The sequence below is a fragment of the Novosphingobium sp. PhB55 genome (assembly GCF_004368805.1).
GTDB lineage: Bacteria > Pseudomonadota > Alphaproteobacteria > Sphingomonadales > Sphingomonadaceae > Novosphingobium.
Window position 1 is genome coordinate 44,541 of sequence record NZ_SODQ01000008.1, and the last position, 19,977, is coordinate 64,517.

The following is a 19,977-nucleotide window of genomic DNA, read 5'->3' on the forward strand; positions in this document are numbered from 1 at the left end:
TGCACATAGCAAGCAATCGCGTGCCGGGATCACGACTGCAGGATGTCGCGCCGCGTGCTTTCGCCGTTGAGATGGTGGGGAAGGCCGGGCAGGGCGCTGGCGATCTGGCGGCCGCATATCATCCGGGCACGCCCCTGGTTGGCCAGTTCGCGCGCCAGCACGGCAGCCTGCGTCCGGTTGCTTACGGAAAGCTTTTTAAGCAAGGACTTGACCGTCGCCTTTACGGCCGATTCACTGATGCCGATATCGCGCGAGATCGTCTTGTTGGGCAGCCCGCGCTCTAGGGCGCCCAGCACGTCCCATTCCCGGTCGCTGAGATCGTACCCTTGCGCGGTGCGTTGCTGCGCGGGAAATTCCGTGATGAGCAGCAGGTTGTCGAGCAGGGCGATAATCTCCGGCGGGGCCACCTTCTGGCCGACGGCCACCATCTGCATCATCGCCACGAGCGATTGATAGGGCACCTGGTCGAGGAAATAAGCGTAAGCTCCGGCGGCGTAGATTGCGGCCATTTCGTTGAAATCGAAAGAAGAGACGAGCGCGACCACGCGCGCGTTCGGGAAATGGTGGAGGACATCGGCGATGACGGCAGCACCCTCGTCGCCCAGCAGGGAGCCGCCTACCACGATCACATGCGCGGCTTCCGTTTCGCTGCGCGGCGACAAGCGCTCCAGAGCGTCGACCGACTCCGCCAGATCGAAGCCGGAGTCCGAAAGAATGCGCCGAACCCCTTCCCGTATCAGCGAATTCCTGATGGCCACCGAGACCACCACCGATGTACCCGTCGTCATGATCGTTCGCAGGCCTCTCGTCTTGGTTGCATCCTGGGAAGATGCCTGAGGTCCGAGAAGATCCGTTCCGCCCAACAGAACCCGGAAAATACGAGTGCTAAGCCTCGTTCGCTAATTCTTAAATGAACCTACTGCGAACAGGCCGATTTTGACAGTTCCTCCTTTTGGGGAGGGTAATTCTCACCATGCGCTGACGCCCGGCTCATCTCGCCAGAGCCGGCGTTGCCGGACGCGCTTCGAGGCGCCGGATCATGCGGCGCACCGGGCTTTCGAACCCCCGGTGCAGCACCCAGGCGAGCGCGATCACCATGGCGCAGGCCGTGAGCGAGGCGATCCAGTCGCTGGCATCGGCGCTCAGGCCCCGGTGCAGCGCGGCAGTCCGCAGGCGCTCCACAAGGCCGATGGCCTGGAAATGCAGCAGGTAGATGCCGAAGGACACTTTACCCAGCAGCATGAACGGCGGCGAGGCGAAGAGCCGTTTCATCACGCCGCGGTCCTGCGCCAGGGTCGCAATCAATGCGATCAATGCCAGATAGGCAGGAAAGTCCGAGAGCGCCTGCGCCATCGTCGCCAGGACCATCAGCAGGACCGCACACTGCATGAGGTTGCCCGACAGTACCCGATTGAGAACGCCGTTGCGGTAGAGCCGGTAGAGCAATTGTCCGATGGTGAAACCGGCCAGGCACCGCACAAGGGTGTAAGGCGAGAAGAACAAGTCGAGTTCGCCTTTCGCGACAGGTGCGCCGATGTAGTGGCGGCTTGCGGCGAATGTCATCGCCAGTACGGCCAGCAAGGCGGCGGCGCCCGTGATGAGCGCGGTCCGGCGGCTCGACCGCAGGCAGGCCATCGCGATCACGGGGAACAGAAGGTAGGCCACCATCTCGGTGCTCACCGACCATGCGGGCGGGTCCATGCTGGGCCAGTTGCCGAGCGCTTGCAGCATCACGAGATTGGCCGCCAGCACGGACAGCGGCGCGCCCGGACTGCCGCTGCGACCCAGCGCCAGCACCAGGCATGCCAGCGTGGCCAGGAGATAGAGCGGATAGACCCGCGCCAGGCGGTGGAGGAGAAAGTTGCGCTGGCGAAATGTCCCGGCTTCCAGCGCCTGGCCATAGACATGGGCCATGACGAAGCCGCTCAGGATGAAGAACAGGTCCACCGCCAGATAGCCATGCAGCAGCATGGTCGAAAGCGGTCCGGTGGCGATCATCTTGAGGTGGAAATGATAGAGCATCACGAACAGCGCGGCGGCGCCGCGTATGCCCGTCATCGGCCTGATTTCCGCTGCTGGCGTCATCATTGCATCCGCTACCCGGTTATTCGCATTGCCTTTTGGCATTGTCCTATCGGATAGCCGCGCGGGTAATCCGGGCTATCGCCCCCTGAGTTCTTGCCACTTTCTTGCCACTGCGCGCGGGAGTTTGTGGTTGTCGGGCCAGGTCGCTGCGGTAAACATCGCCGGATGCGGACAGGTTTCTTTATTGCTGCCGGACTGGCCCTGACGACACCGATCGTGCCTGCAGGCGCGCAGGATCGGAATGTCCCGGAAGCCGAAGCGCCGACTTCCAGGGCTGACGAAAGCGGCAGGACCGGGACAGGCGTCGATACGGACTTCGCCGGGCATTACTATTTGTCGGGCGTCATGGAGACAGGGTCCGAGATGCTCCTGCGCCGCGACGGCACGTTCGAATGGTACATCTCGGTTGGCGCGCTGGACCAGTTCGCGCACGGGACCTGGCGGCGGGATGGCGCCGAAATCGTCCTGTTAGCCGACCGGCCGGTGCGGGATCGGCCGTTGTTCGCCTATCTGGACACCCAGGCCTGGTCGGCCCTGGCCGAGCAGGAGCGACTGGCGCGCGATCGCGCTACGGCAGAAGATGCGGTGGAGGCGCGCTGCCCTTTCCTGGTCGATTCCGTCGCCGCCGCCGAGCCGGTCGTCGAAACGGTCGAAGCGCCGGGCAGTCAGGTGCAGGTGCCGCAGTCAGAGCGCGATGCCGCAGCGGATGCCGCGTTGACCGCGGCAGAGAAGGCCCGGGCGCGCATGGAGGAAGCGGCAAGCCGTATCCTGTCGGCCGGCACGCCTGTCGCCGACGATGCGGCGCAGGAGGCGCGGCAGGTAACGCTGGCCTGGCAGGAGGCGCGCGACAGGGCCGAACGCACAGCGAGCGCCGCCGGAAGGTCCCGCCCGGATCTGCCCGACCCGGTGCTGCCCGATATGTGCCGAATGCCCGAGCCGGTTGCCGTCGATGAGCAGTCGCCCGACCAATGGCAGGGCGGCCTGGCCGTCCTGGTGATCGACCCCAAGTCCGGTAACGATGCGCGCGGTGTGCGGGTGGCGCTCCGGTTCGCGGACGGCCGGGAGAGCGAAGTGACCACCGCCGGGGAAGGACTGACCCTGGTGCCTGAGGGACCGTCCGCAGACCTCGTCTCCGCCACCCTGAGCGCACCCTATGTTCCGGACCGAGACATCGAAGTGCCTGTTCCGCCGGTCCGCTCGGGCGTGGTGCGGTTTTCCATCGATATCGAACAGATCATGGACCCACCCTTCGAACGGATGACGCTTCGCATCGACGGGGACGCGCTGCTGCCGAACGAACTGGGACGCGGACGCTACACCCGCTGATCAATCGTCACCCGGCCGGAAGCCCGCGGGAACAAGCGCCCGCAGCGGAAGATTTGCACGGCAGTCGTCTATAAGGGCTGTTATGAAATTTCGCGCTCTCCTGTTCGTTGCCCTTATGGCCGCCCCGACGATGGCCGCCGCGCAGGGCCGTGACTATTGCCCCGATCGCCCCGGCATCGGCACCCCGGCTTGCACCATGGAGGCCGGCCGCTTCTCGCTGGAAACCGGCCTTGGCGACTGGACGCTCAACCGTGATTCCACGCAGCGCGAGGATGTGTTCGTGGTCGGCGATTTCCTGCTGCGCATGGGCATTGCCGATCATGCGGAAGTCCAGGTCGGCTGGACCAGCCTGGGCTTTTCGCGCAGCCGCGACCGGACGACGGGCGAGGTCGAGCATCGCAGCGGCACCGGCGACCTGACGCTCGCCCTGCGGCGCAATCTTGCCAATCCTGACGGGTCGGGTTTCTCGGCCGCCGTCATGCCTTTCGTGTCGCTGCCCACGGGGCGCGAGCCGATCGGCGCGGGTGACTGGGGCGCTGGATTGCGCATCCCACTCTCCTACGAAGTGACGTCCGCGATTTCGCTGGAGATGGTTCCCGAATTCGACGCCGACGTGAACGAGGACGGGCATGGCCGCCACTTCGCATTCGGAGACGTCGTCGGTGTAGCGGCCAAGCTGAGCGATGCCCTGACCGCCACGGCCGAGTATCAGTACCGCACCGTCCGGGAGCCGGGCGAGCATCACTCTGAGCATCTCTCGGGCCTGTCGCTGGGATGGCAGACTTCCGATCGCTTCCAGATCGACCTCGGCGCCAACGCGGGCCTGGACCGCGATGCCGACGATCTCGAGATCTACATGGGTATTTCCCGCAGGTTCTGACGAGCGGCAGCGCTCCATGCTGCACTGCGAAACAGGGGCTTGCAGCCGCCGGGTCCTTACGGCAAGATAACGGTCAAATCGGAGTGAGACCCGCAAAGGCGCGGGGTTCTCTCCAGCAGTCCGCAAGGGCTGGCTAACAAGGCAACGACGCCATCGGTCGAACCCCGAAAAGGGTTCCGGCCGGTGGCGTTTTTTCGTTTGGGGAAGACGTGGCTAGCAGCAAGGTCAAGAGCGCATGCCCCTACTGCGGCGTCGGTTGCGGCATCGTGATGGACGTGGCGGATGGGCGCATCGTCAAGGTGTCGGGCGACAAGAGCCATCCGACCAATTTCGGCCGGCTCTGCACCAAGGGCAGCAGTTGCCATGTCCCGGTAACCGCCCCCGGCAGGGCGGAAACCGCCTATGCCCGCATCAAGGGCAGCCGCGACCAGGGCGCGATCCCGATGGCAGAGGCGATCACGCGAACGGCGCAGGGCCTGCGCGCGATCATCGATCGTGACGGGCCGGATGCGGTCTCTTTCTACGTTTCCGGCCAGATGTCGCTGGAGGCGCAATATCTGGCCAACAAGCTCTGCAAGGGCTTCATCGGCACCAACAACATCGAAAGCAATTCGCGCCTCTGCATGGCGAGCGCGGCCAGCGGCTACAAGCTTTCCATCGGCGCGGACGGGCCTCCCGGATCCTATGAGGACTTCGACAAGGCGGACCTGTTCTTCGTGATCGGGGCCAACATGGCAGACTGTCACCCGATCCTGTTCCTGCGGATGATGGACCGGGTGAAAGCCGGGGCAAAGCTGATCGTCGTCGATCCGCGCCGGAATGCCACGGCGGACAAGGCCGACCTGTTCTTGCAGGTGCGACCGGGCACCGATCTCGCCTTGCTGAACGGGCTGCTCCATCTGATCGCCGAGCAGGGCCACATCGACCCGGCGTTCATCGCCGCGCATACCGAGGGCTGGGACGCCATGGCGGGGTTCCTCTCCGATTATCCCCCGGCGACGGTTTCAGCGCTGACGGGGATTGCCGAAGCGGACTTGCGCCAGGCCGCGCAGTGGATCGGGACAGCGGGAGCATGGATGTCCTGCTGGACCATGGGCCTCAACCAGAGCACTCACGGCACCTGGAACACCAATGCGATCTGCAATTTGCATCTGGCGACCGGCGCGATTTGCCGCCCGGGCGCCGGGCCGTTCTCGCTGACCGGCCAGCCCAACGCCATGGGCGGTCGCGAGATGGGCTACATGGGGCCCGGTCTTCCGGGCCAGCGCGCCACACCCAGCGAGGCGGACCGGCATTTCGTGGAGGATGCCTGGGACATTCCGCGCGGCACGCTGCGGGTTGAGGCTGGAGCAGGCACGGTTTCCATGTTCGAGGACATGGCCGCCGGCCGGATCAAGGCATGCTGGATCATCTGTACCAATCCTGTCGCCAGCGTGTCGAACCGCAAGACGGTGGTTGCCGGGCTCGAAGCCGCCGAACTCGTGATCGCGCAGGATGTCTTCGTCGATACCGAGACCAACCGCCATGCCGACCTGATCCTGCCGGGTGCGCTCTGGGCCGAGGCGGAGGGGGTGATGATCAATTCGGAGCGCAACCTCACCCTGATGCAGAAAGCCGTCGATCCTCCCGGAGAGGCGATGGCGGATTGGGAGATCATCGCCCGCGTGGCTTGCGAAATGGGCTATGCCCGGGCCTTCACTTATGGCTCGGCTGCCGATGTCTTCGAGGAAATCCGGGCCTTCTGGAACCCGCGGACCGGCTATGACATTCGCGGCGCAAGTTACGACCTCCTGCGCGAAACGCCGATGCAGTGGCCTTGTCCGCCCGAAGCAGGGAACGATCGCAATCCAATACGCTACATCAACGACGGCGTGAGCCAGTCCGCCCGGATCGAGACCGACGGCAGCCGTCCCGCCATCGCTTTTCCGACCGAAAGCGGCAAGGCGCACTTCCTGCCGCGCCCGCACATGGACCCGGCCGAGATGCCGGATGCCGATTTCCCATTGGTGCTCAACACCGGCCGTCTCCAGCACCAGTGGCACACCCTGACCAAGACCGGCAAAGTGCCGACGCTGAACAAGCTCAATCCCGGTCCCTTCCTGGAAATCCACCCCGAAGATGCCGCCGCCCTCGGCATCGGCGAGGGGGACATGGTGGAACTGGCTTCGCGCCGGGGACGGGCCGTGCTGCCCGCCGTGGTGACGAACCGGGTCCGCCCCGGAAACTGCTTCGCGCCCTTCCACTGGAACGACGTTTTCGGCGAGGATCTCTGCGTCAATGCCGTGACCAACGACGCCGTGGACCCGATCTCGTTGCAGCCGGAGTTCAAGTTCTCGGCCGTGGCGCTCACCTGGCTGTCGGGGCCAGTCGAGCAGGCTCCCTCGATTGCGGCACCGGAAAACATGACGAAGTCCTATTCCGCGGCCATTCCCGCCGCCCCGCGCCTTCTGCCGTCGCAGGCGGCCGCCATCGATGCTTTCGCGCAGGTCATGGGGCTGTCACCGGGGGTTCCGCCCGTTCTCACGGCGGCAGAGGAAGGCTATCTGAGCGGCTTCATGACCGGTCTTCGCGCCAGCGAACTGGCTCATGCCGTGCCCCTTCTTCCCCCCGGAGCGCCGCTTGAAGGCGGCAAGCTGCACTACGTCAATGGCCTGCTAGCGGGCCTGTTCGCACGGGTGCCGCTGGCCGGTGACGAGATTGCCGGTTCCCCGGGGCTCGTTTCCGACACGGCGGGCGCGATGCCGGCCTCGCACGTCATGGTGCTCTGGGCCTCGCAGACCGGGACGGCGGAAGGGTTCGCGGAACAATGCGCCCGGAAGCTGGAGGCCAGGTCGTGCCAGGTGCGCCTGGCCTCGCTCGACAGCGTGAAACCCGCCGAACTGGCCGAGGCGGGAAGGGCGCTCATTATCGCCAGCACGTTCGGAGACGGCGATGCGCCGGACAACGGCGGCACCTTCTGGTCGGCGCTGGAGGCCGGGGCGCCGTCCGGGCTGGACGCGCTGCGTTACTCGGTGCTGGCCTTCGGGGACTCGAGCTACGACCAGTTTTGCGGGTTTGGCCGTAAGCTGGATGCGAAACTGGAGGAACTGGGCGCGCAGCGGATCGCTGCCCGTGCGGACTGCGAGCCGGACTACGAGGAAGTGGCCGGCCAGTGGCTGGAAACGGTCATCGGCGCCATGCTTGCGGATGTCCCGCCTGTACCATCACCCGCCGTTCCTGCAGCAGCGCCCATAGAGAGCGGACCCGGCGCTCCCTATGGCCGGAAAGCACCCCTGCGCACCCGCATGGTGCGCAACTCCGTGCTGAGCGGCCTTGGCGCCGCGAAGGAAGTACGCCAGTTCGGGTTCGACCTGACGGGCCATGACTTCGCCTACAAAGCCGGGGACGCGCTGGGCGTGTGGCCTGTCAATTGTCCGGCCCTGGCTACGGAAATCCTGGATTTGCTGGAGCTTGCGCCCGATAGCTCCGTAACTGTCAAGGATGTGGGGGACGTGCCGCTCTACGAAGCGCTCCTGCGGCATTGGGACATCGCCAAGCCCACGCGCAACATTCTGGAACTCGTTGCCGAGCGCTTGCCCGAAGCGGCTTTCGTGCCGCTGCTCGATCCCGAGAGGAAGCCCGAATACGATCGCTTCCTTCGCGAAAACCAGATCGCCGACGTGCTGCATGAGACCGGCGCGCGCCTGACGCTCAGCGATCTCATGAAAGTCATGCGGCCGATCCAGCCGCGTTTCTATTCCATTGCCTCCAGCCCTCATGCTCAGCCCGATGAAGTGCAGTTGACCGTTTCCGTGCTGCGCTACGCCAACAAGGGGCGGCGGCGCGGCGGGGTTTGCTCGGCGTTCATGGCGGACCGGGCGGAAGAGCTGGGGGCAGGGCTGTTCCTGCAATCCTCGGCGCACTTCCGGCCGCCTGCCGACCCCTCGCGCGCCGCGATCATGGTCGGCCCGGGCACGGGGATCGCACCTTTCCGGGGTTTCCTGCATGACCGTCTGGCAACCGGCGCGACCGGCAGCAACTGGCTGTTCTTCGGAGAGCAGCACGAAGCGACCGATTTCTACTACCGGGAGGAGATCGACGCCTGGCGCCGCTCGGGCCATCTCGACCGGCTGAGCCTGGCGTTCTCCCGCGACCAGGCCGAGAAGATCTACGTGCAGGATCGCATGGTGGAAGACGGTGCGGAGCTGTGGCGCTGGATAGAGGGCGGCGCCAACTTCTACGTCTGCGGCGATGCGGGGCGCATGGCCAAGGACGTCGACCTCGCACTTCGTCGCATCGTTGCCACGCATGGCGGAATGAAGCCCGACGCAGCCGAGGACTATGTGGCCCAGATGCGCGAGGATCGGCGATACCTTCGTGATGTTTACTGAGCGCTATTGAAGGTGGCCTCCCGGAGGCGGAAACCTCTGCCGGACCCCGCGCGTTGCCTTGGCAAGCGTGTGGAGAGCAGTGATGACAGCAAGGGAATTCCGACCGCGGCTTGACGAGGCATCTCCGGATACCCCGCCATCGGAACTCGTCGTGCTCTGCGCCGGGGAAACCCTCATTCCCGAGCCGGTCTGCGAAAAGGCGCGGGCCTTCCTCGTGTGGATGCTCTCCCGCCGCGATGCCCGCCGTGGGCACTTGGCAGTGGACTGGCCCGAACTCGCTTCCTGAGCCTGCTGGAACCAGCGAGCGAATGGCGAGTTCGGTGGTTCTCTCGACAAGGAGTGCATCATGCCGATTGCGAAGTTTGAAACCCCCGACGGTGACGAGATCGAGGTCGATCCGGCCGACGTGGTCAACATTTCCGAAGGCCGCGAGGACGAGACGACCATCATCGAACTGGACGATGGCGACGAGGTCGTTGTTGTGGCGACGCGGCTGGAAGTGGCCGCGGAACTCGGCCTTGACCCGCTCGATTTCGTGGATCCCGACGAAGACGACGAGCCCGCCGAGGATTACGATGACGACGACGAAAGCGACTCCGAATAACGGCCGGCGATAACAGCGACTGACTAAGGGGAAGCGCCCTATGGCGCTTCCCGCGAACTCTGGAGATGATATGCTCGAACATGTTCCCCGCTGGCTCGGCGCGCTGATGACCAACGTGCGGGCAGGCCATTCCAAGCTCGCCATCGTCCAGGAGGAAGTGACGCGCGGCGCCGGGTTCATCGACCTGTCCAGCCCGGCCTTCGCCAACGGTACACGGCTTCCCCTGCGTTTCACCGCCGATGGCGAAGGGGTTTCTCCCCCGCTGGTCTGGGGGGATGTTCCGGAGGGAACGGTCAGCCTGGTGCTGCTGGTCGAGGATCCGGACGCTCCGGCAGCCAGTCCGCTGGTCCACGCGCTGGTTTGGAACCTCCCGCCCACGGAACGCCGCCTGGCGGAAGGGGAGATCGTCGCCGACGGTATCGGAGGCCCCGACGGCCGGGACGTGGGGCGTAACAGCTATTTCCTGGAGGGCTGGCTTCCGCCCGACCCGCCACCGGGTCATGGGCTGCATGATTATGTCTTCCAGCTCTTCGCGCTTTCCGAGGTGATCGACGTGGATGACAATCCCGGACGGTCGGAAGTGGTCAGTGCGATCAGCGGCCGTGTGCTTGCCGCCGGGATGCTCGTCGGGAACTATTCGCGCGATGAGCCGGCCCGGGTGGAGGATGCTGCCGAAGCGCCAGTGATGGCCGGCACTCCGGGCATACAAGCCGCCTGACGCCTGTAGAACCGAAGCGGGCGCGCTCTCCGAGAGGGGAGTGCGCCCGTCGCGCATCTGATGCTGCTCCGGGAACTGCGTGTCACCGGCCAAATTCGGGATACGCATAAGGGGCGGCGCCGTTGTTCTCAGAGACTGGCGCAGCACGGCGCCCCAGCATCCGGAGAATGTCATGCCGCAAGGTGACAAGAGCAGCTACACCGACAAGCAGAAGCGCAAGGCCGAACATATCGAGGAAGGCTACGAAGATCGCGGGGTCAGCCACAAGGAAGCAGAACGGCGCGCCTGGGCTACCGTGAACAAGGAATCGGGCGGCGGCAACAAGTCGGGCTCCGGTCGCGGCAAGCCCGACACCCATGCCTCTTCATCGCGCGGGGGCAAGGCGCACAAGTCCGGTTCGCCGGAGCAGCGCTCCGCTGCCGCGCGCAAGGGCTGGGAAACCCGCAGGCGGAACGGGAACGGCTGAAGCGCTGCGGGCTGAAGGATCTACGCCGACACGCCCCGCTCTAATCCTTTCAGAATCCACACTAACCCTTGTTGCCGCTTGCCGGGCGCAAAGGGCGAGCGCGCCTTCGGAGGCGGGCGCTGGACGATCTCTATAGTATAATGGCGGGTCTCGGTGACTTCGCCTAAGTTCGTCCACGGATTGCCAATTATCCGGGAAAAGACCCTTGAGCGGCCTAGCAAAGCGCATCGTGAACAGGCTGCTGCCACGGCCGGTGGCGACCCGGCTCTGGAGCGAGGCGCAGTATCGGCAGATTGCCAGGGCGTTTCCTGCCGGTGCGCCGAAACCTCATGGCCTGCCGGGCGAATTGATCGTCTCGCTCACCTCCTATCCGGCGCGCTACGCCACCCTGCATCTTACCTTGCGAAGCTTGCTGCGGCAGGACACGGCGCCTGACCGGATCGTCCTGTGGATTGCCAAGGGCGATGACGCAGCGCTTCCCGGCAAGACGCGGGAATTGCTGCGCCAGGGTATCGAGATGCGGATCGTCAGCGATGCCCGCAGCTACAAGAAACTGATTTTCGCGCTGCCCGCCTTCCCAGCGGCCTATGTCGCGACGGCCGACGACGACGTGTTCTACCGGCCGGACTGGCTCACCGATCTGGTCGAGGGGCAGCGCGGCGGCGATCCGGTGATTACCTGCCACCGCGCGCACCGCCTCGCTGCCCAGGAAGGCGGCGGTCTGGTGCCTTATCACGATTGGGAATGGGACGTTCAGGACGCCCGCGCACGGCGCCCCAGCGTAGACCTGATGCCCACTGGCATCGGCGGCATTCTCTACCCGCCGCATGCACTTCATCCCGATGCCATCCGGCAGGACCTGTTCGAGCGCTATGCCCCTTCTGCAGACGATTTGTGGTTCTACTGGTGCGCCAGGCGTGCTGGTACGGCCTACAGGAAAGTGGGCGGGCGCTTCGACCAGACGGCCTGGTGGTCTTCGCAGAAAGAGCGTCTCTACGATCACAACCAGCGGGAAAACGACCTTCAGATCGCCTCTCTCGTGCGGGATTTCGGCAATCCCCTGCGCATGCCGGTAGCGGTGAGCAGGGATGCAGCCGCCCATCCGGCACCGGCCGGGTAGGGCTGCTCCGATGGGAGCCGGGCTAGCCATTTATGGTCATTGATCGCCTTTCGACGCCAAGCCTAACAGAGGCTCCACAACAAGGACGGGATGGTCGCGTGACGTCTATTTGTGTCGTCATTCCATTGCATAACAAGGGCCCGCATATTGCGCGCGCCCTCGATTCCGTCCTGCGTCAGACGGTGCAGCCGGCCGAGATCATCGTGGTGGACGACGTCTCGAAGGACGATGGCCCGCAGATCGCGCGCAGCTATGACGGCGTGCAGGTCCTGAGCCGGGATCGGCCGGGCCCGGGAGGCTATGCGGCGCGCAATCTCGGTATCCGTACGGCACGATCCGACTTCATCGCCTTCCTCGACGCCGATGACGAGTGGGATGACGTCCACCTCGAAACGCTGGACCGCATGATCCGCAGTTCCCCGCAGGACACCGTCCTGTTCGGCACCGGCTATGACGAGATCCATCCCGGCGGCAGAACGATCGCAGACGTCTACCGGCGCTCGGGCGGGCGGGAGAGAGTGCTCTCCTTTGCGGATTTCGTAAGCGCCTGGCTGGATTGCGGGGAATGCCCGGTCTGGACCTCGGCCATTGCGGCCAGGCGGACGGCGCTGATCGAGGCGGGGCTTTTCCCCGACAAGCGCTGCCGGCGCGGGGGCGACAAGGACCTGTGGCTGCGGCTCGCGCGGCAGGGCGGCACCTGCGTGAATCCGGTGCCGACGGCGATCTACTTCAAGGACTCCCAGAACATGGTGACGTCCCTGTCTCACGACAATGTCTGCCACTGCATGATCGAGACGATCATGACCATGGAGCAGAGCGAGCCGCCAGCGACGCGGAACCTGCTGGTTCGCCTGGCCAATCGCGAAACCTTCCAATACGCGCTGCGCACCGCCAAGAGCCAGCGGGTGCGGCGGGCCAGCTGGAAGCACTTCAAGCCCTGGTACAATCCGCTGCAGTTCGCGGTCCTGCTGGGCCTGTCCTCGCCGCTGGGCCATCCGCTGGCGCAGCTCGGGGTACGCCTCAAGAAACTGTCGGCCAGGGCCTAGGCGGGATGAGGAGATGACCATGCCTGTTCCCATGCGGATCGCGCTGCGATGAGCCGGAAGCCGCAAGTCCATCTGGTGAACCCGATGCTCAACCCTTCGGGGGGCAGCGAATGGCGGACGGTCAGCCTGTACCGGCAACTCCAGCCTTCGGCCGACGTCAAGATCTGGCATTTCCGGGAAGCCCCTTCCGAGGCGTTCTCGGGCATCAGCCTGGCGAAAATCGATACGCGCCGCCTGTCCTTTCCGCGCGGGGGCACGCTGGTTTTCGTCGGGGTCTATTTCAACATCAGCCACTGGATCCGGCTCGCCCGGCCCAGGCGGGTGATCCTCACCTACAACACGCCCGATGCCGAACGCCTTGCGGCCAGGGTCGACCTCATCCGCAAGACCTGCGGGATCGAGCCCGAGATCGTGTTCTGCTCCAGGGAACTGGCGGCGCAAGTCCCCTATCGCGGCATCGTGGAACCTTCGCTGGTGGACCTCGATGCCTTCGCCCCTACCGACAGGACAGGGCGGGACAGCTTCCGTATCGGCCGCTTGAGCCGCGATGCGCCCGAAAAGCACCACCCGGAAGACATGGCCCTCTACGCCCGCCTCGCGGAGCAGGGCTGCGAGATCGACGTTCTGGGCGCGACCGCCGAAATGCAGGCCGCTGGCTTCGCCCCCGACCAGGTTCACATGCGCGCGATCGGCAGCGTGAAGGCGCCGGTATTCCTGCAGGGCCTCGACTGTTTCTTCTACCGGACCGCTCCGGAGTGGCCCGAACCCTGGGGACGTGTGATCATCGAGGCCATGGCCAGCGGCCTGCCGGTGGTGACCGATCGCACTTCGGGCGCATCCTCCGTGATCGAGCACGGCCGCAACGGCCTGCTGTTCGACACGACGGAAGAGGCCTTCGAACTGCTCATGCGGCTGAAGGGTGATCCTGCGCTGCGGCAGTCGCTCGGCCAGGCCGCGCGGTCCACCGCGGAGAGCCTGCTCAGCGACGAGGTGCGCGCGCAAGTGCAGGCCTTCTACCTCCAACCCGATGCGCCGACCTGACCGCCAATTCGAGGAAGACGACATGGAATATCGCTCGTTCGCAGACCTGGCGGAGACCGTGTTCTTCAACGCCCACGCCATTCCGGAAGACGTCGACCTGATCGTGGGCGTCCCTCGCAGCGGATTGTTGCCGGCCAATCTTCTGGCGGTTCAGCTGCACAAGCCATTGCTCGACCTGGAAAGCTATCTTGAGGGGCGCACGCCCACCGTCGGGCGAACGGCGCGCGAGACGATCGACGAGAAAGTCCGGCCGCGGCGTGTGCTGATCGTGGACGACAGCATCGCCTCGGGCGAATCGATGCGCGCGGTGCGCGAACGGGTGCAGGCCGCGGCCCCGCAAATTCCGGCAACCTACCTTGCCGTATATGGCACCCGCGCCGCCCATGAGGATGCCGATCTGATCTTCGAGGCCGTACCCTCGCCCCGCATCTTCGAGTGGAACCTTATGCGGCACAAGAGACTGGCCGATGCCTGTTTCGACATCGACGGTATCCTCTGCCACGATCCGCACAGCTCCCAGAACGACGATGGCGAGAAATACCGCGATTTCCTGCTGACGGCCAAGCCGCTCCTGCGGGCCAATGTGCCGATCAAGCATCTCGTGACCAGCAGGCTGGAGAAATACCGTCCCGAGACCGAGCAATGGCTCGCGGCCAACGGGGTAAAGTACGAAAACCTCTGGATGCTCGATCTGCCATCCGCGGAGGAACGGCGCCGCCAGCGTGCCCATGCCAGTTTCAAGGCCTCGGTCTACATCAAGACCGGCGCCGGGCTGTTCGTGGAGAGCGAGGACAAGCAGGCGCAGGAGATTGCCCAGCTCAGTGAGCGGCCGGTACTGAGCATCGAAGGCCAGCGCATGGTCTGGCCCGGTAACGCCACGGCGGCGCGGCGCAGCTATGTCCGGCGCGGCGAAAGCAGCGGCGGTGCCGCGAAACGACTGATGCGGGCGGTGGCTTTCGGCATTCTCGGAGACCGGACGATCGCGAAGATCAAGCGAAGCCTGCGCCGCTAGGCCCGGCCGAGCCCGCGTCCCTTTCGCACCTGCCTAAGTGGAGGTTTCATGCCCCAGGTTTCCGTCATCATGCCCTGCTACAATGCGGCCACCTTTCTCGACCGCGCGATCGGCAGCCTGCTGGACCAGACGCTGCAGGACTGGGAACTCCTGGCCATCGACGATTGCTCGACCGACGACACCCGCGCCCGGCTGCAGGAATGGTCGCGCCGCGATCCGCGTGTGCGCTGCCTGCAGACGGTGAAGAACGGCGGGCCCAGCGTCGCGCGCAATATCGGGATCCGGGAAAGCCTGGGCGACTGGCTGGCGATCCTGGATGCCGACGATGCCTTCAAGCCCGCCCGCCTCGCCAGCCTGACCGCCCTGGGAGACGAGCGCGCCGCCGACCTCGTCTTCGACGGGCTGATCTATTACGACGATCAGGAACGCCGGGAAACGGGATGCTCGTTCGAGCAGGAGGGCATTTCGACGGTGACGATTGCCGAACTGATCGATGCCGAACGGCCCGGTTCTCCGCTGAAATTCGGGTTCCTCAAGCCGATGATGCGGCGCAGCTTCATCATGGACAAGGCCCTGCGCTATTCGGAAAGCCTGCGCTTTGCAGAGGACTTCGATCTCTACGCCCGGTGCCTGCTTTCCGGCGCGCGCGGGATCCTCGATCGCCAGGCGTACTATGTCTATACCACCCAGCTCGGGCAAGTGAGCGGTGCCCGCTCGCAGGGAACCCGAACCCGTTTCACGCCGCAGACCCGCGTCGACATCATGGACGGGCTGATCTCGGACTACGCCGCCAGCACACCGCCTTCCACGATGGCGGCCCTGCGGCAAGGGCGGCAATGGCAAGTGCTCTATGCCGATGCCCATCGCCTTGGGGAGCTACGGCGGACGGGGCAGTGGGGGGAGTTCCTGTCGCTGGCCTTGCGCCATCCGCGCGCGCTCTGGCGCTTCGTATCGCGCTCGCGCGTGTTCCGGACCGGCGGCGGGGGCAACAATTCCGCGGCGGGGATCTGAACGCCAGACCGGTCTTCGCAAGGCCGGTCTTGCCGCTAGGCCGGCTTGAACGTCAGGGCTGCGCCGTTCATGCAATAGCGCTTGCCGGTGGGACGCGGGCCGTCATCGAATAAGTGGCCCAGATGGCCCAGGCACCGGGCACAGCGGACTTCGGTGCGAACCATGCCAAGGCTGCCGTCCCGGCGCAGATTGATCGCGCCGGGCAGGTGGTCCCAGAAACTTGGCCAGCCCGTGCCGCTCTCGAACTTGGTATTGGACGCGTAGAGCGGCAATGCGCAGCCTCCGCAAGCGAATTGCCCCTTCCGGTGCTCTTTCAAGAGCGAACTGGAATAGGCGCGTTCGGTGGAGGCCTGGCGCAGGACGGCATAAGCCTGCGGCGAAAGCCGACGCCGCCATTCCGCGTCCGGAAGGTTCCAGTTCGCCGCATCGGCGCGCGGCGTTAAAACGGAAAAGTCGCAGATCACGGCGGCGACCGCTGCCATGCCGCACTTCGCCAGGAATGCGCGCCGAGCCTGCCTGATGCCAAGGTTCGTCATGGCCGGACCAGCACGGCATTGTTCCGATAGGAACGTGGGAACGCCTGTCTCAGGGCGTCGACCTTGGGCTGGTCGTTGATGCGGATATAGCTCGATTCAGGATGGCGGGTCAGAAAATCCTGATGGTAGCTCTCGGCCGGGTAAAAGCCCTTGAACGGTTCGATCCGGGTGACGATCGGGCGCTTCCAGACACCGGCCTGCCCAAGCTGCGCAACGTAGCGCTGGGCGATGTCGCGCTGGCGCGGGCTCTGGGGGAAGAGGGCGGTGCGATACTGGGTACCGTGGTCCGGGCCCTGATAGTCGCGCGTCGTGGGGTCGGCCACGACCGTGAAGTAGATCCTGAGCAAGGTGCCGTAGCTGACCTGCCGGGGATCGAAAGTGATCTTCACGGCTTCGGCATGGCCGGTATTGCCGCCCGACACGCTGTCATAGCGCGCGGTCCCGGAGGCTCCGCCGGAGTAGCCCGCCACGGCGCTGCTCACGCCCTTCACATGCTGGAACACGCCCTGCACGCCCCAGAAGCAGCCTCCGGCCAGTACGGCGGTTTCGCTGCGCGCGGGGTTGGGCGTGTCTACGAGCGGGGCGGGCACGGCAGGCCTTGCCTGGGCAGGCACGGCCACGGCCTGTTCCCAGTGCCCATGGAGCGATGCTCCCAGCACGGTCGCGAGGCCGGCGATGATCAAAAGGCGCTTGCCGATTATCGGTTGCATGTCGAGCTTTCCACAGCCTTGGCCCTCATAGTACGCGCCAGGAAGCCGGACGGATGCACCCCGAACGGAATATTCGTGCTTTGCCGTTTGGACAGCTTGCGTTCATGCTGAGGGGCGATCTGATCCCTTCTTTCGGCCATGGCGGAGATTGACCATGATCCTGTTTCTCCTCTCCTACCTGGCCGGCGCGCTGACGATCATCAGCCCCTGTATCCTGCCGGTCCTGCCCTTCGTGTTCGCCCGCGCCGACCAGCCATTCCTGCGCAGCGGGTTGCCGCTGCTGCTGGGGCTGGCCGTCACTTTCGCCGGCGTGGCGACGCTGGCGTCGGTCGGCGGAGGCTGGGTCGTCCAGGCCAACAGCTACGGTCGCGCTGCGGCGCTGGTGATCCTGGCGATCTTCGGTCTGCTGCTGCTGTTCCCCGCCATTGCCGAACGCGCGACGCGGCCGCTTGTCGCTCTGGGGGCGCGGCTCTCGCAATCGGCCGCGGGGCCGGTCGCGGGAGCGGGGCAGGGCGGCGCCTCTCCATTCGCGGCCTCGCTGCTGCTGGGGGTGGCAACCGGCTTGCTCTGGGCGCCCTGCGCCGGACCGATCCTCGGCCTGATCCTTACAGGCGCCGCGCTGCAGGGGGCCAGCGGGCAGAGTACCCTGCTGCTGCTGGCCTATGCCCTGGGTGCGGCCAGTTCGCTGGCGCTGGCGCTTCTCGTCGGGGGCAAAGTCTTCTCCGCCATGAAGCGCTCGATCGGCGCGGGCGAGTGGATCCGGCGCCTGCTCGGGCTGGCGGTTCTCGTGGCCGTGGCGGCGATCGCGCTTGGCCTCGATACCGGCTTGCTGACGCGCCTTTCGCTCTCGAGCACATCGACGGTCGAACAAGGGCTGCTCGACCGTTTCCGCGCGGGTACCGGCCAGTCGGCCAAGCCGCGCAGCGACGGGAAACTCGGCGTGGAGGGCCAGTTCCCCTCGCTATCCGGCGCCACGGAGTGGCTGAACTCCCCGCCGCTCACGCCCGAACAACTGCGCGGAAAAGTCGTGCTGGTCGATTTCTGGACCTACAGTTGCATCAACTGCCTTCGCTCACTGCCCTATGTCCGGGCCTGGGCGGAGAAGTACAAGGATCAGGGTCTGGTCGTCATCGGCGTTCACGCACCGGAATTCGCTTTCGAGAAAGACCCCGCGAACGTGCGCAAGGCGGTCCGGGACCTTGGGGTGACTTATCCGGTGGCGCTCGACAACGACCGCGCCATCTGGCGCGCGTTCCAGAACCTCTATTGGCCGGCCCATTACTTCATCGATGGCCGGGGTCGCATTCGCTACCACCACTTCGGCGAAGGCGATTATGCCCAATCGGAACGCGTGATCCGGCAACTGCTCGCCGAGAACGGCACCGGCAAGAGCGACAGCGACATGGTACTTGTGAAAGGTACCGGCATCGCCGCACCGGCCGACCGCAACGCGAACCGCTCGCCCGAAACCTACATCGGCCATTCCCGAGGCGAGCGCTTCGTCTCTGCCGGCGGCTATGTTCCTAACCGGTCCCAGGACTATGTGTTACCCCGGTTGGGAACGCTGAACGATTGGGGTCTCTCGGGCGCGTGGACGGTGAGTGCCGAGAAAGCCACGCTGGACCGGGCCCGAGGACGGATCGCCTTCCGCTTTCATGCGCGGGACTTGCACCTCGTGCTCGGCCCGGCAAAAGGCGGCCGTCCGGTTCGCTTTCGGGTGACGGTCGATGGGCAGGCTCCCGGCAAGGACCATGGCGTCGATATCGATGCCGAAGGCCAAGGCGTGGTCCAGAGCGAACGGCTCTATCAATTGGTTCGCCAGAAGGGCCCGGTGCGAGACCGGACGTTCGAGATCGAATTCGAAGATCCCGGCGTGCAGGCCTTCGCGTTCACATTCGGATAGGCAGCCTGAGGACGGACATGAAACTGGGGCGGGGGACCGAAAGTCTCCCGCCCCAGGCATTTTATCTGTCAGAGTAGAGCGGGTCGCCGCCGCGCCTGACCGTTCGCAAATCCGGGAAATCGGCAGATGAGCAAATTTTCCCATCGTGTGCGAATTTTGCAATTGTCGCATACTTCGTAATATCGTATACGATATCTCAATTCAGAGAGAGTAGGAAGATTTACATGGCAATTGGTTGGAAGGGTGTGTTCCCGGCGGTCACCACGCAGCTCCGTGAGGACCTGTCGATCGACCTCGCCGATACGCAGCGCGTCGTCGACGATCTCATCAACGACGGCGTGACCGGCGTGATCGCGCTCGGCACGGTTGGTGAAAACAACTCGCTGGAATACGACGAAAAGGTCCAGGTTCTTTCGGCCATCGTGGAAGCCGTGAACGGCCGCGTTCCGGTCGTCACCGGCGTTTCGGAATTCGATACCCGCCGCGCCGTTCGCTATGCCCAGGCCGCTGAAAAGGCCGGCGCCGATGGCCTCATGCTGCTGCCGCCGATGGTCTACGTGACGAAGCCGCACGAACTCGTCGCCCACTTCAAGGGCGTGGCCGACCAGACCGCCCTGCCGATCATGCTTTACAACAACCCGCCGGCCTACCGCACGGTGATCGACAAGGACGTCCTCACCGCCCTGGTCGATGTGAAGAACATCGTCGCCGTCAAGGAATCGGCTCCCGACACCCGTCGCTTCACCGACTTCCGCAACACCTTCGGCGATCGCTACACCCTGTTCGCAGGTCTCGACGATGTCGCTCTGGAAGGTCTCTACCTCGGCGCCCAGGGCTGGGTTTCGGGCCTCACCAACGCTTTCCCGAAGGAATCGGTCGAGCTGGTCAAGGCATTCGAGCGCGGCGATCACGCCAAGGCCATGGAAATCTATCGCTGGTTCATGCCGCTCCTCCACCTCGATGCCGACCACGACCTCGTCCAGTCGATCAAGCTGGCCGAACAGGTCATGGGCCGTGGTTCGGAGCGCGTCCTGCCTCCGCGCTACGTCCTTCAGGGCGAACGCCGCGCTGAAGTGATCGCGATGGTCGAACAGGCCGCGGCAACCCGCCCCGACCTTTCGGTCGCGGCAGCAGCCTAAGGGAGCGTCG

Annotated in this window: 18 protein-coding genes; 14 read left to right on the plus strand and 4 right to left on the minus strand. The window is 65.2% G+C overall.

Features of this window, described 5'->3' with window-relative positions:
* Window positions 1–29: 29 nt before the first annotated feature.
* Window positions 30–788: a response regulator transcription factor gene (locus tag EDF57_RS19845; RefSeq protein ID WP_134095486.1), complete on the minus strand. Its 759-nt coding sequence runs from the start codon at window positions 786–788 to the stop codon at window positions 30–32.
* A 202-nt stretch (window positions 789–990) separates the two neighbouring features.
* Window positions 991–2,088 (minus strand): acyltransferase, encoded by a 1,098-nt coding sequence (locus EDF57_RS19850; RefSeq protein WP_166675327.1) that lies wholly within the window; start codon window positions 2,086–2,088, stop codon window positions 991–993.
* Between the two features lie 162 nt (window positions 2,089–2,250).
* Here EDF57_RS19850 and EDF57_RS19855 point away from each other — a divergent pair, with 162 nt between their 5' ends.
* The 12 genes from EDF57_RS19855 (at window position 2,251) to EDF57_RS19910 (ending at window position 15,679) form a co-directional block, all read left to right on the plus strand.
* Window positions 2,251–3,411, plus strand: a complete 1,161-nt coding sequence (locus tag EDF57_RS19855) for a hypothetical protein (protein ID WP_134095488.1) — start codon at window positions 2,251–2,253, stop codon at window positions 3,409–3,411.
* Between the two features lie 82 nt (window positions 3,412–3,493).
* Complete coding sequence (locus tag EDF57_RS19860; RefSeq protein ID WP_134095489.1) at window positions 3,494–4,291, plus strand: transporter; 798 nt, start codon at window positions 3,494–3,496, stop codon at window positions 4,289–4,291.
* 209 nt (window positions 4,292–4,500) lie between these two features.
* Entirely contained in the window at window positions 4,501–8,661 is a 4,161-nt protein-coding gene (locus EDF57_RS19865) for a bifunctional nitrate reductase/sulfite reductase flavoprotein subunit alpha (RefSeq protein WP_134095490.1), read from the plus strand.
* An 82-nt stretch (window positions 8,662–8,743) separates the two neighbouring features.
* The gene (locus tag EDF57_RS19870; protein ID WP_134095491.1) at window positions 8,744–8,947 is read left to right on the plus strand and encodes a hypothetical protein; all 204 of its coding nucleotides are present in this window, start codon (window positions 8,744–8,746) and stop codon (window positions 8,945–8,947) included.
* A gap of 60 nt (window positions 8,948–9,007) precedes the next feature.
* Window positions 9,008–9,265 carry a hypothetical protein gene (locus EDF57_RS19875; RefSeq protein ID WP_132265631.1) on the plus strand — a complete coding sequence of 86 codons (258 nt, stop codon included), beginning with the start codon at window positions 9,008–9,010 and terminating at the stop codon, window positions 9,263–9,265.
* Between the two features lie 70 nt (window positions 9,266–9,335).
* The gene (locus EDF57_RS19880; protein ID WP_134095492.1) at window positions 9,336–9,983 is read left to right on the plus strand and encodes a YbhB/YbcL family Raf kinase inhibitor-like protein; all 648 of its coding nucleotides are present in this window, start codon (window positions 9,336–9,338) and stop codon (window positions 9,981–9,983) included.
* Between the two features lie 172 nt (window positions 9,984–10,155).
* A complete protein-coding gene (locus EDF57_RS19885; RefSeq protein ID WP_132265634.1) occupies window positions 10,156–10,449 on the plus strand; it encodes a plasmid stabilization protein in 294 nt (97 codons plus the stop codon).
* A 205-nt stretch (window positions 10,450–10,654) separates the two neighbouring features.
* Entirely contained in the window at window positions 10,655–11,569 is a 915-nt protein-coding gene (locus EDF57_RS19890; protein WP_134095493.1) for a glycosyltransferase family 2 protein, read from the plus strand.
* A gap of 98 nt (window positions 11,570–11,667) precedes the next feature.
* Window positions 11,668–12,615: a glycosyltransferase family A protein gene (locus EDF57_RS19895; RefSeq protein WP_166675328.1), complete on the plus strand. Its 948-nt coding sequence runs from the start codon at window positions 11,668–11,670 to the stop codon at window positions 12,613–12,615.
* Window positions 12,616–12,663: 48 nt separating this feature from the next.
* Window positions 12,664–13,656 carry a glycosyltransferase family 4 protein gene (locus EDF57_RS19900; protein ID WP_134095495.1) on the plus strand — a complete coding sequence of 331 codons (993 nt, stop codon included), beginning with the start codon at window positions 12,664–12,666 and terminating at the stop codon, window positions 13,654–13,656.
* A gap of 22 nt (window positions 13,657–13,678) precedes the next feature.
* Entirely contained in the window at window positions 13,679–14,668 is a 990-nt protein-coding gene (locus EDF57_RS19905) for a phosphoribosyltransferase family protein (RefSeq protein ID WP_134095496.1), read from the plus strand.
* Window positions 14,669–14,716: 48 nt separating this feature from the next.
* A complete protein-coding gene (locus tag EDF57_RS19910) occupies window positions 14,717–15,679 on the plus strand; it encodes a glycosyltransferase family 2 protein (RefSeq protein WP_134095497.1) in 963 nt (320 codons plus the stop codon).
* A 35-nt stretch (window positions 15,680–15,714) separates the two neighbouring features.
* On the opposite strand, the gene msrB is transcribed toward EDF57_RS19910, so the two are convergent.
* Together msrB and msrA are read right to left on the minus strand one after the other, a co-directional pair.
* Window positions 15,715–16,215: a peptide-methionine (R)-S-oxide reductase MsrB gene (gene msrB / locus EDF57_RS19915; RefSeq protein WP_134095498.1), complete on the minus strand. Its 501-nt coding sequence runs from the start codon at window positions 16,213–16,215 to the stop codon at window positions 15,715–15,717.
* Entirely contained in the window at window positions 16,212–16,925 is a 714-nt protein-coding gene (msrA, locus tag EDF57_RS19920) for a peptide-methionine (S)-S-oxide reductase MsrA (RefSeq protein ID WP_134095499.1), read from the minus strand. The genes msrB and msrA overlap by 4 nt, the downstream gene beginning before the upstream one ends.
* A gap of 154 nt (window positions 16,926–17,079) precedes the next feature.
* On the opposite strand from msrA, the gene EDF57_RS19925 reads away from it, so the two are divergent.
* Together EDF57_RS19925 and EDF57_RS19930 are read left to right on the plus strand one after the other, a co-directional pair.
* Window positions 17,080–18,828, plus strand: a complete 1,749-nt coding sequence (locus tag EDF57_RS19925) for a cytochrome c biogenesis protein DipZ (RefSeq protein WP_134095500.1) — start codon at window positions 17,080–17,082, stop codon at window positions 18,826–18,828.
* A gap of 224 nt (window positions 18,829–19,052) precedes the next feature.
* A complete protein-coding gene (locus EDF57_RS19930) occupies window positions 19,053–19,967 on the plus strand; it encodes a dihydrodipicolinate synthase family protein (RefSeq protein ID WP_132265652.1) in 915 nt (304 codons plus the stop codon).
* Window positions 19,968–19,977: the final 10 nt, after the last annotated feature.

Excerpts from the sequence above, each read along its gene's own strand:
- EDF57_RS19845 (WP_134095486.1), bottom strand. The coding sequence starts at position 788 with ATGACGACGGGTACATCGGTGGTGGTCTCGGTGGCCATCAGGAATTCG.
- EDF57_RS19850 (WP_166675327.1), bottom strand. The coding sequence starts at position 2,088 with ATGATGACGCCAGCAGCGGAAATCAGGCCGATGACGGGCATACGCGGC.
- EDF57_RS19855 (WP_134095488.1), top strand. The coding sequence starts at position 2,251 with ATGCGGACAGGTTTCTTTATTGCTGCCGGACTGGCCCTGACGACACCG.
- EDF57_RS19860 (WP_134095489.1), top strand. The coding sequence starts at position 3,494 with ATGAAATTTCGCGCTCTCCTGTTCGTTGCCCTTATGGCCGCCCCGACG.
- EDF57_RS19870 (WP_134095491.1), top strand. The coding sequence starts at position 8,744 with ATGACAGCAAGGGAATTCCGACCGCGGCTTGACGAGGCATCTCCGGAT.
- EDF57_RS19875 (WP_132265631.1), top strand. The coding sequence starts at position 9,008 with ATGCCGATTGCGAAGTTTGAAACCCCCGACGGTGACGAGATCGAGGTC.
- EDF57_RS19880 (WP_134095492.1), top strand. The coding sequence starts at position 9,336 with ATGCTCGAACATGTTCCCCGCTGGCTCGGCGCGCTGATGACCAACGTG.
- EDF57_RS19885 (WP_132265634.1), top strand. The coding sequence starts at position 10,156 with ATGCCGCAAGGTGACAAGAGCAGCTACACCGACAAGCAGAAGCGCAAG.
- EDF57_RS19900 (WP_134095495.1), top strand. The coding sequence starts at position 12,664 with ATGAGCCGGAAGCCGCAAGTCCATCTGGTGAACCCGATGCTCAACCCT.
- EDF57_RS19905 (WP_134095496.1), top strand. The coding sequence starts at position 13,679 with ATGGAATATCGCTCGTTCGCAGACCTGGCGGAGACCGTGTTCTTCAAC.
- EDF57_RS19910 (WP_134095497.1), top strand. The coding sequence starts at position 14,717 with ATGCCCCAGGTTTCCGTCATCATGCCCTGCTACAATGCGGCCACCTTT.
- msrB (WP_134095498.1), bottom strand. The coding sequence starts at position 16,215 with ATGACGAACCTTGGCATCAGGCAGGCTCGGCGCGCATTCCTGGCGAAG.
- msrA (WP_134095499.1), bottom strand. The coding sequence starts at position 16,925 with ATGCAACCGATAATCGGCAAGCGCCTTTTGATCATCGCCGGCCTCGCG.
- EDF57_RS19925 (WP_134095500.1), top strand. The coding sequence starts at position 17,080 with ATGATCCTGTTTCTCCTCTCCTACCTGGCCGGCGCGCTGACGATCATC.
- EDF57_RS19930 (WP_132265652.1), top strand. The coding sequence starts at position 19,053 with ATGGCAATTGGTTGGAAGGGTGTGTTCCCGGCGGTCACCACGCAGCTC.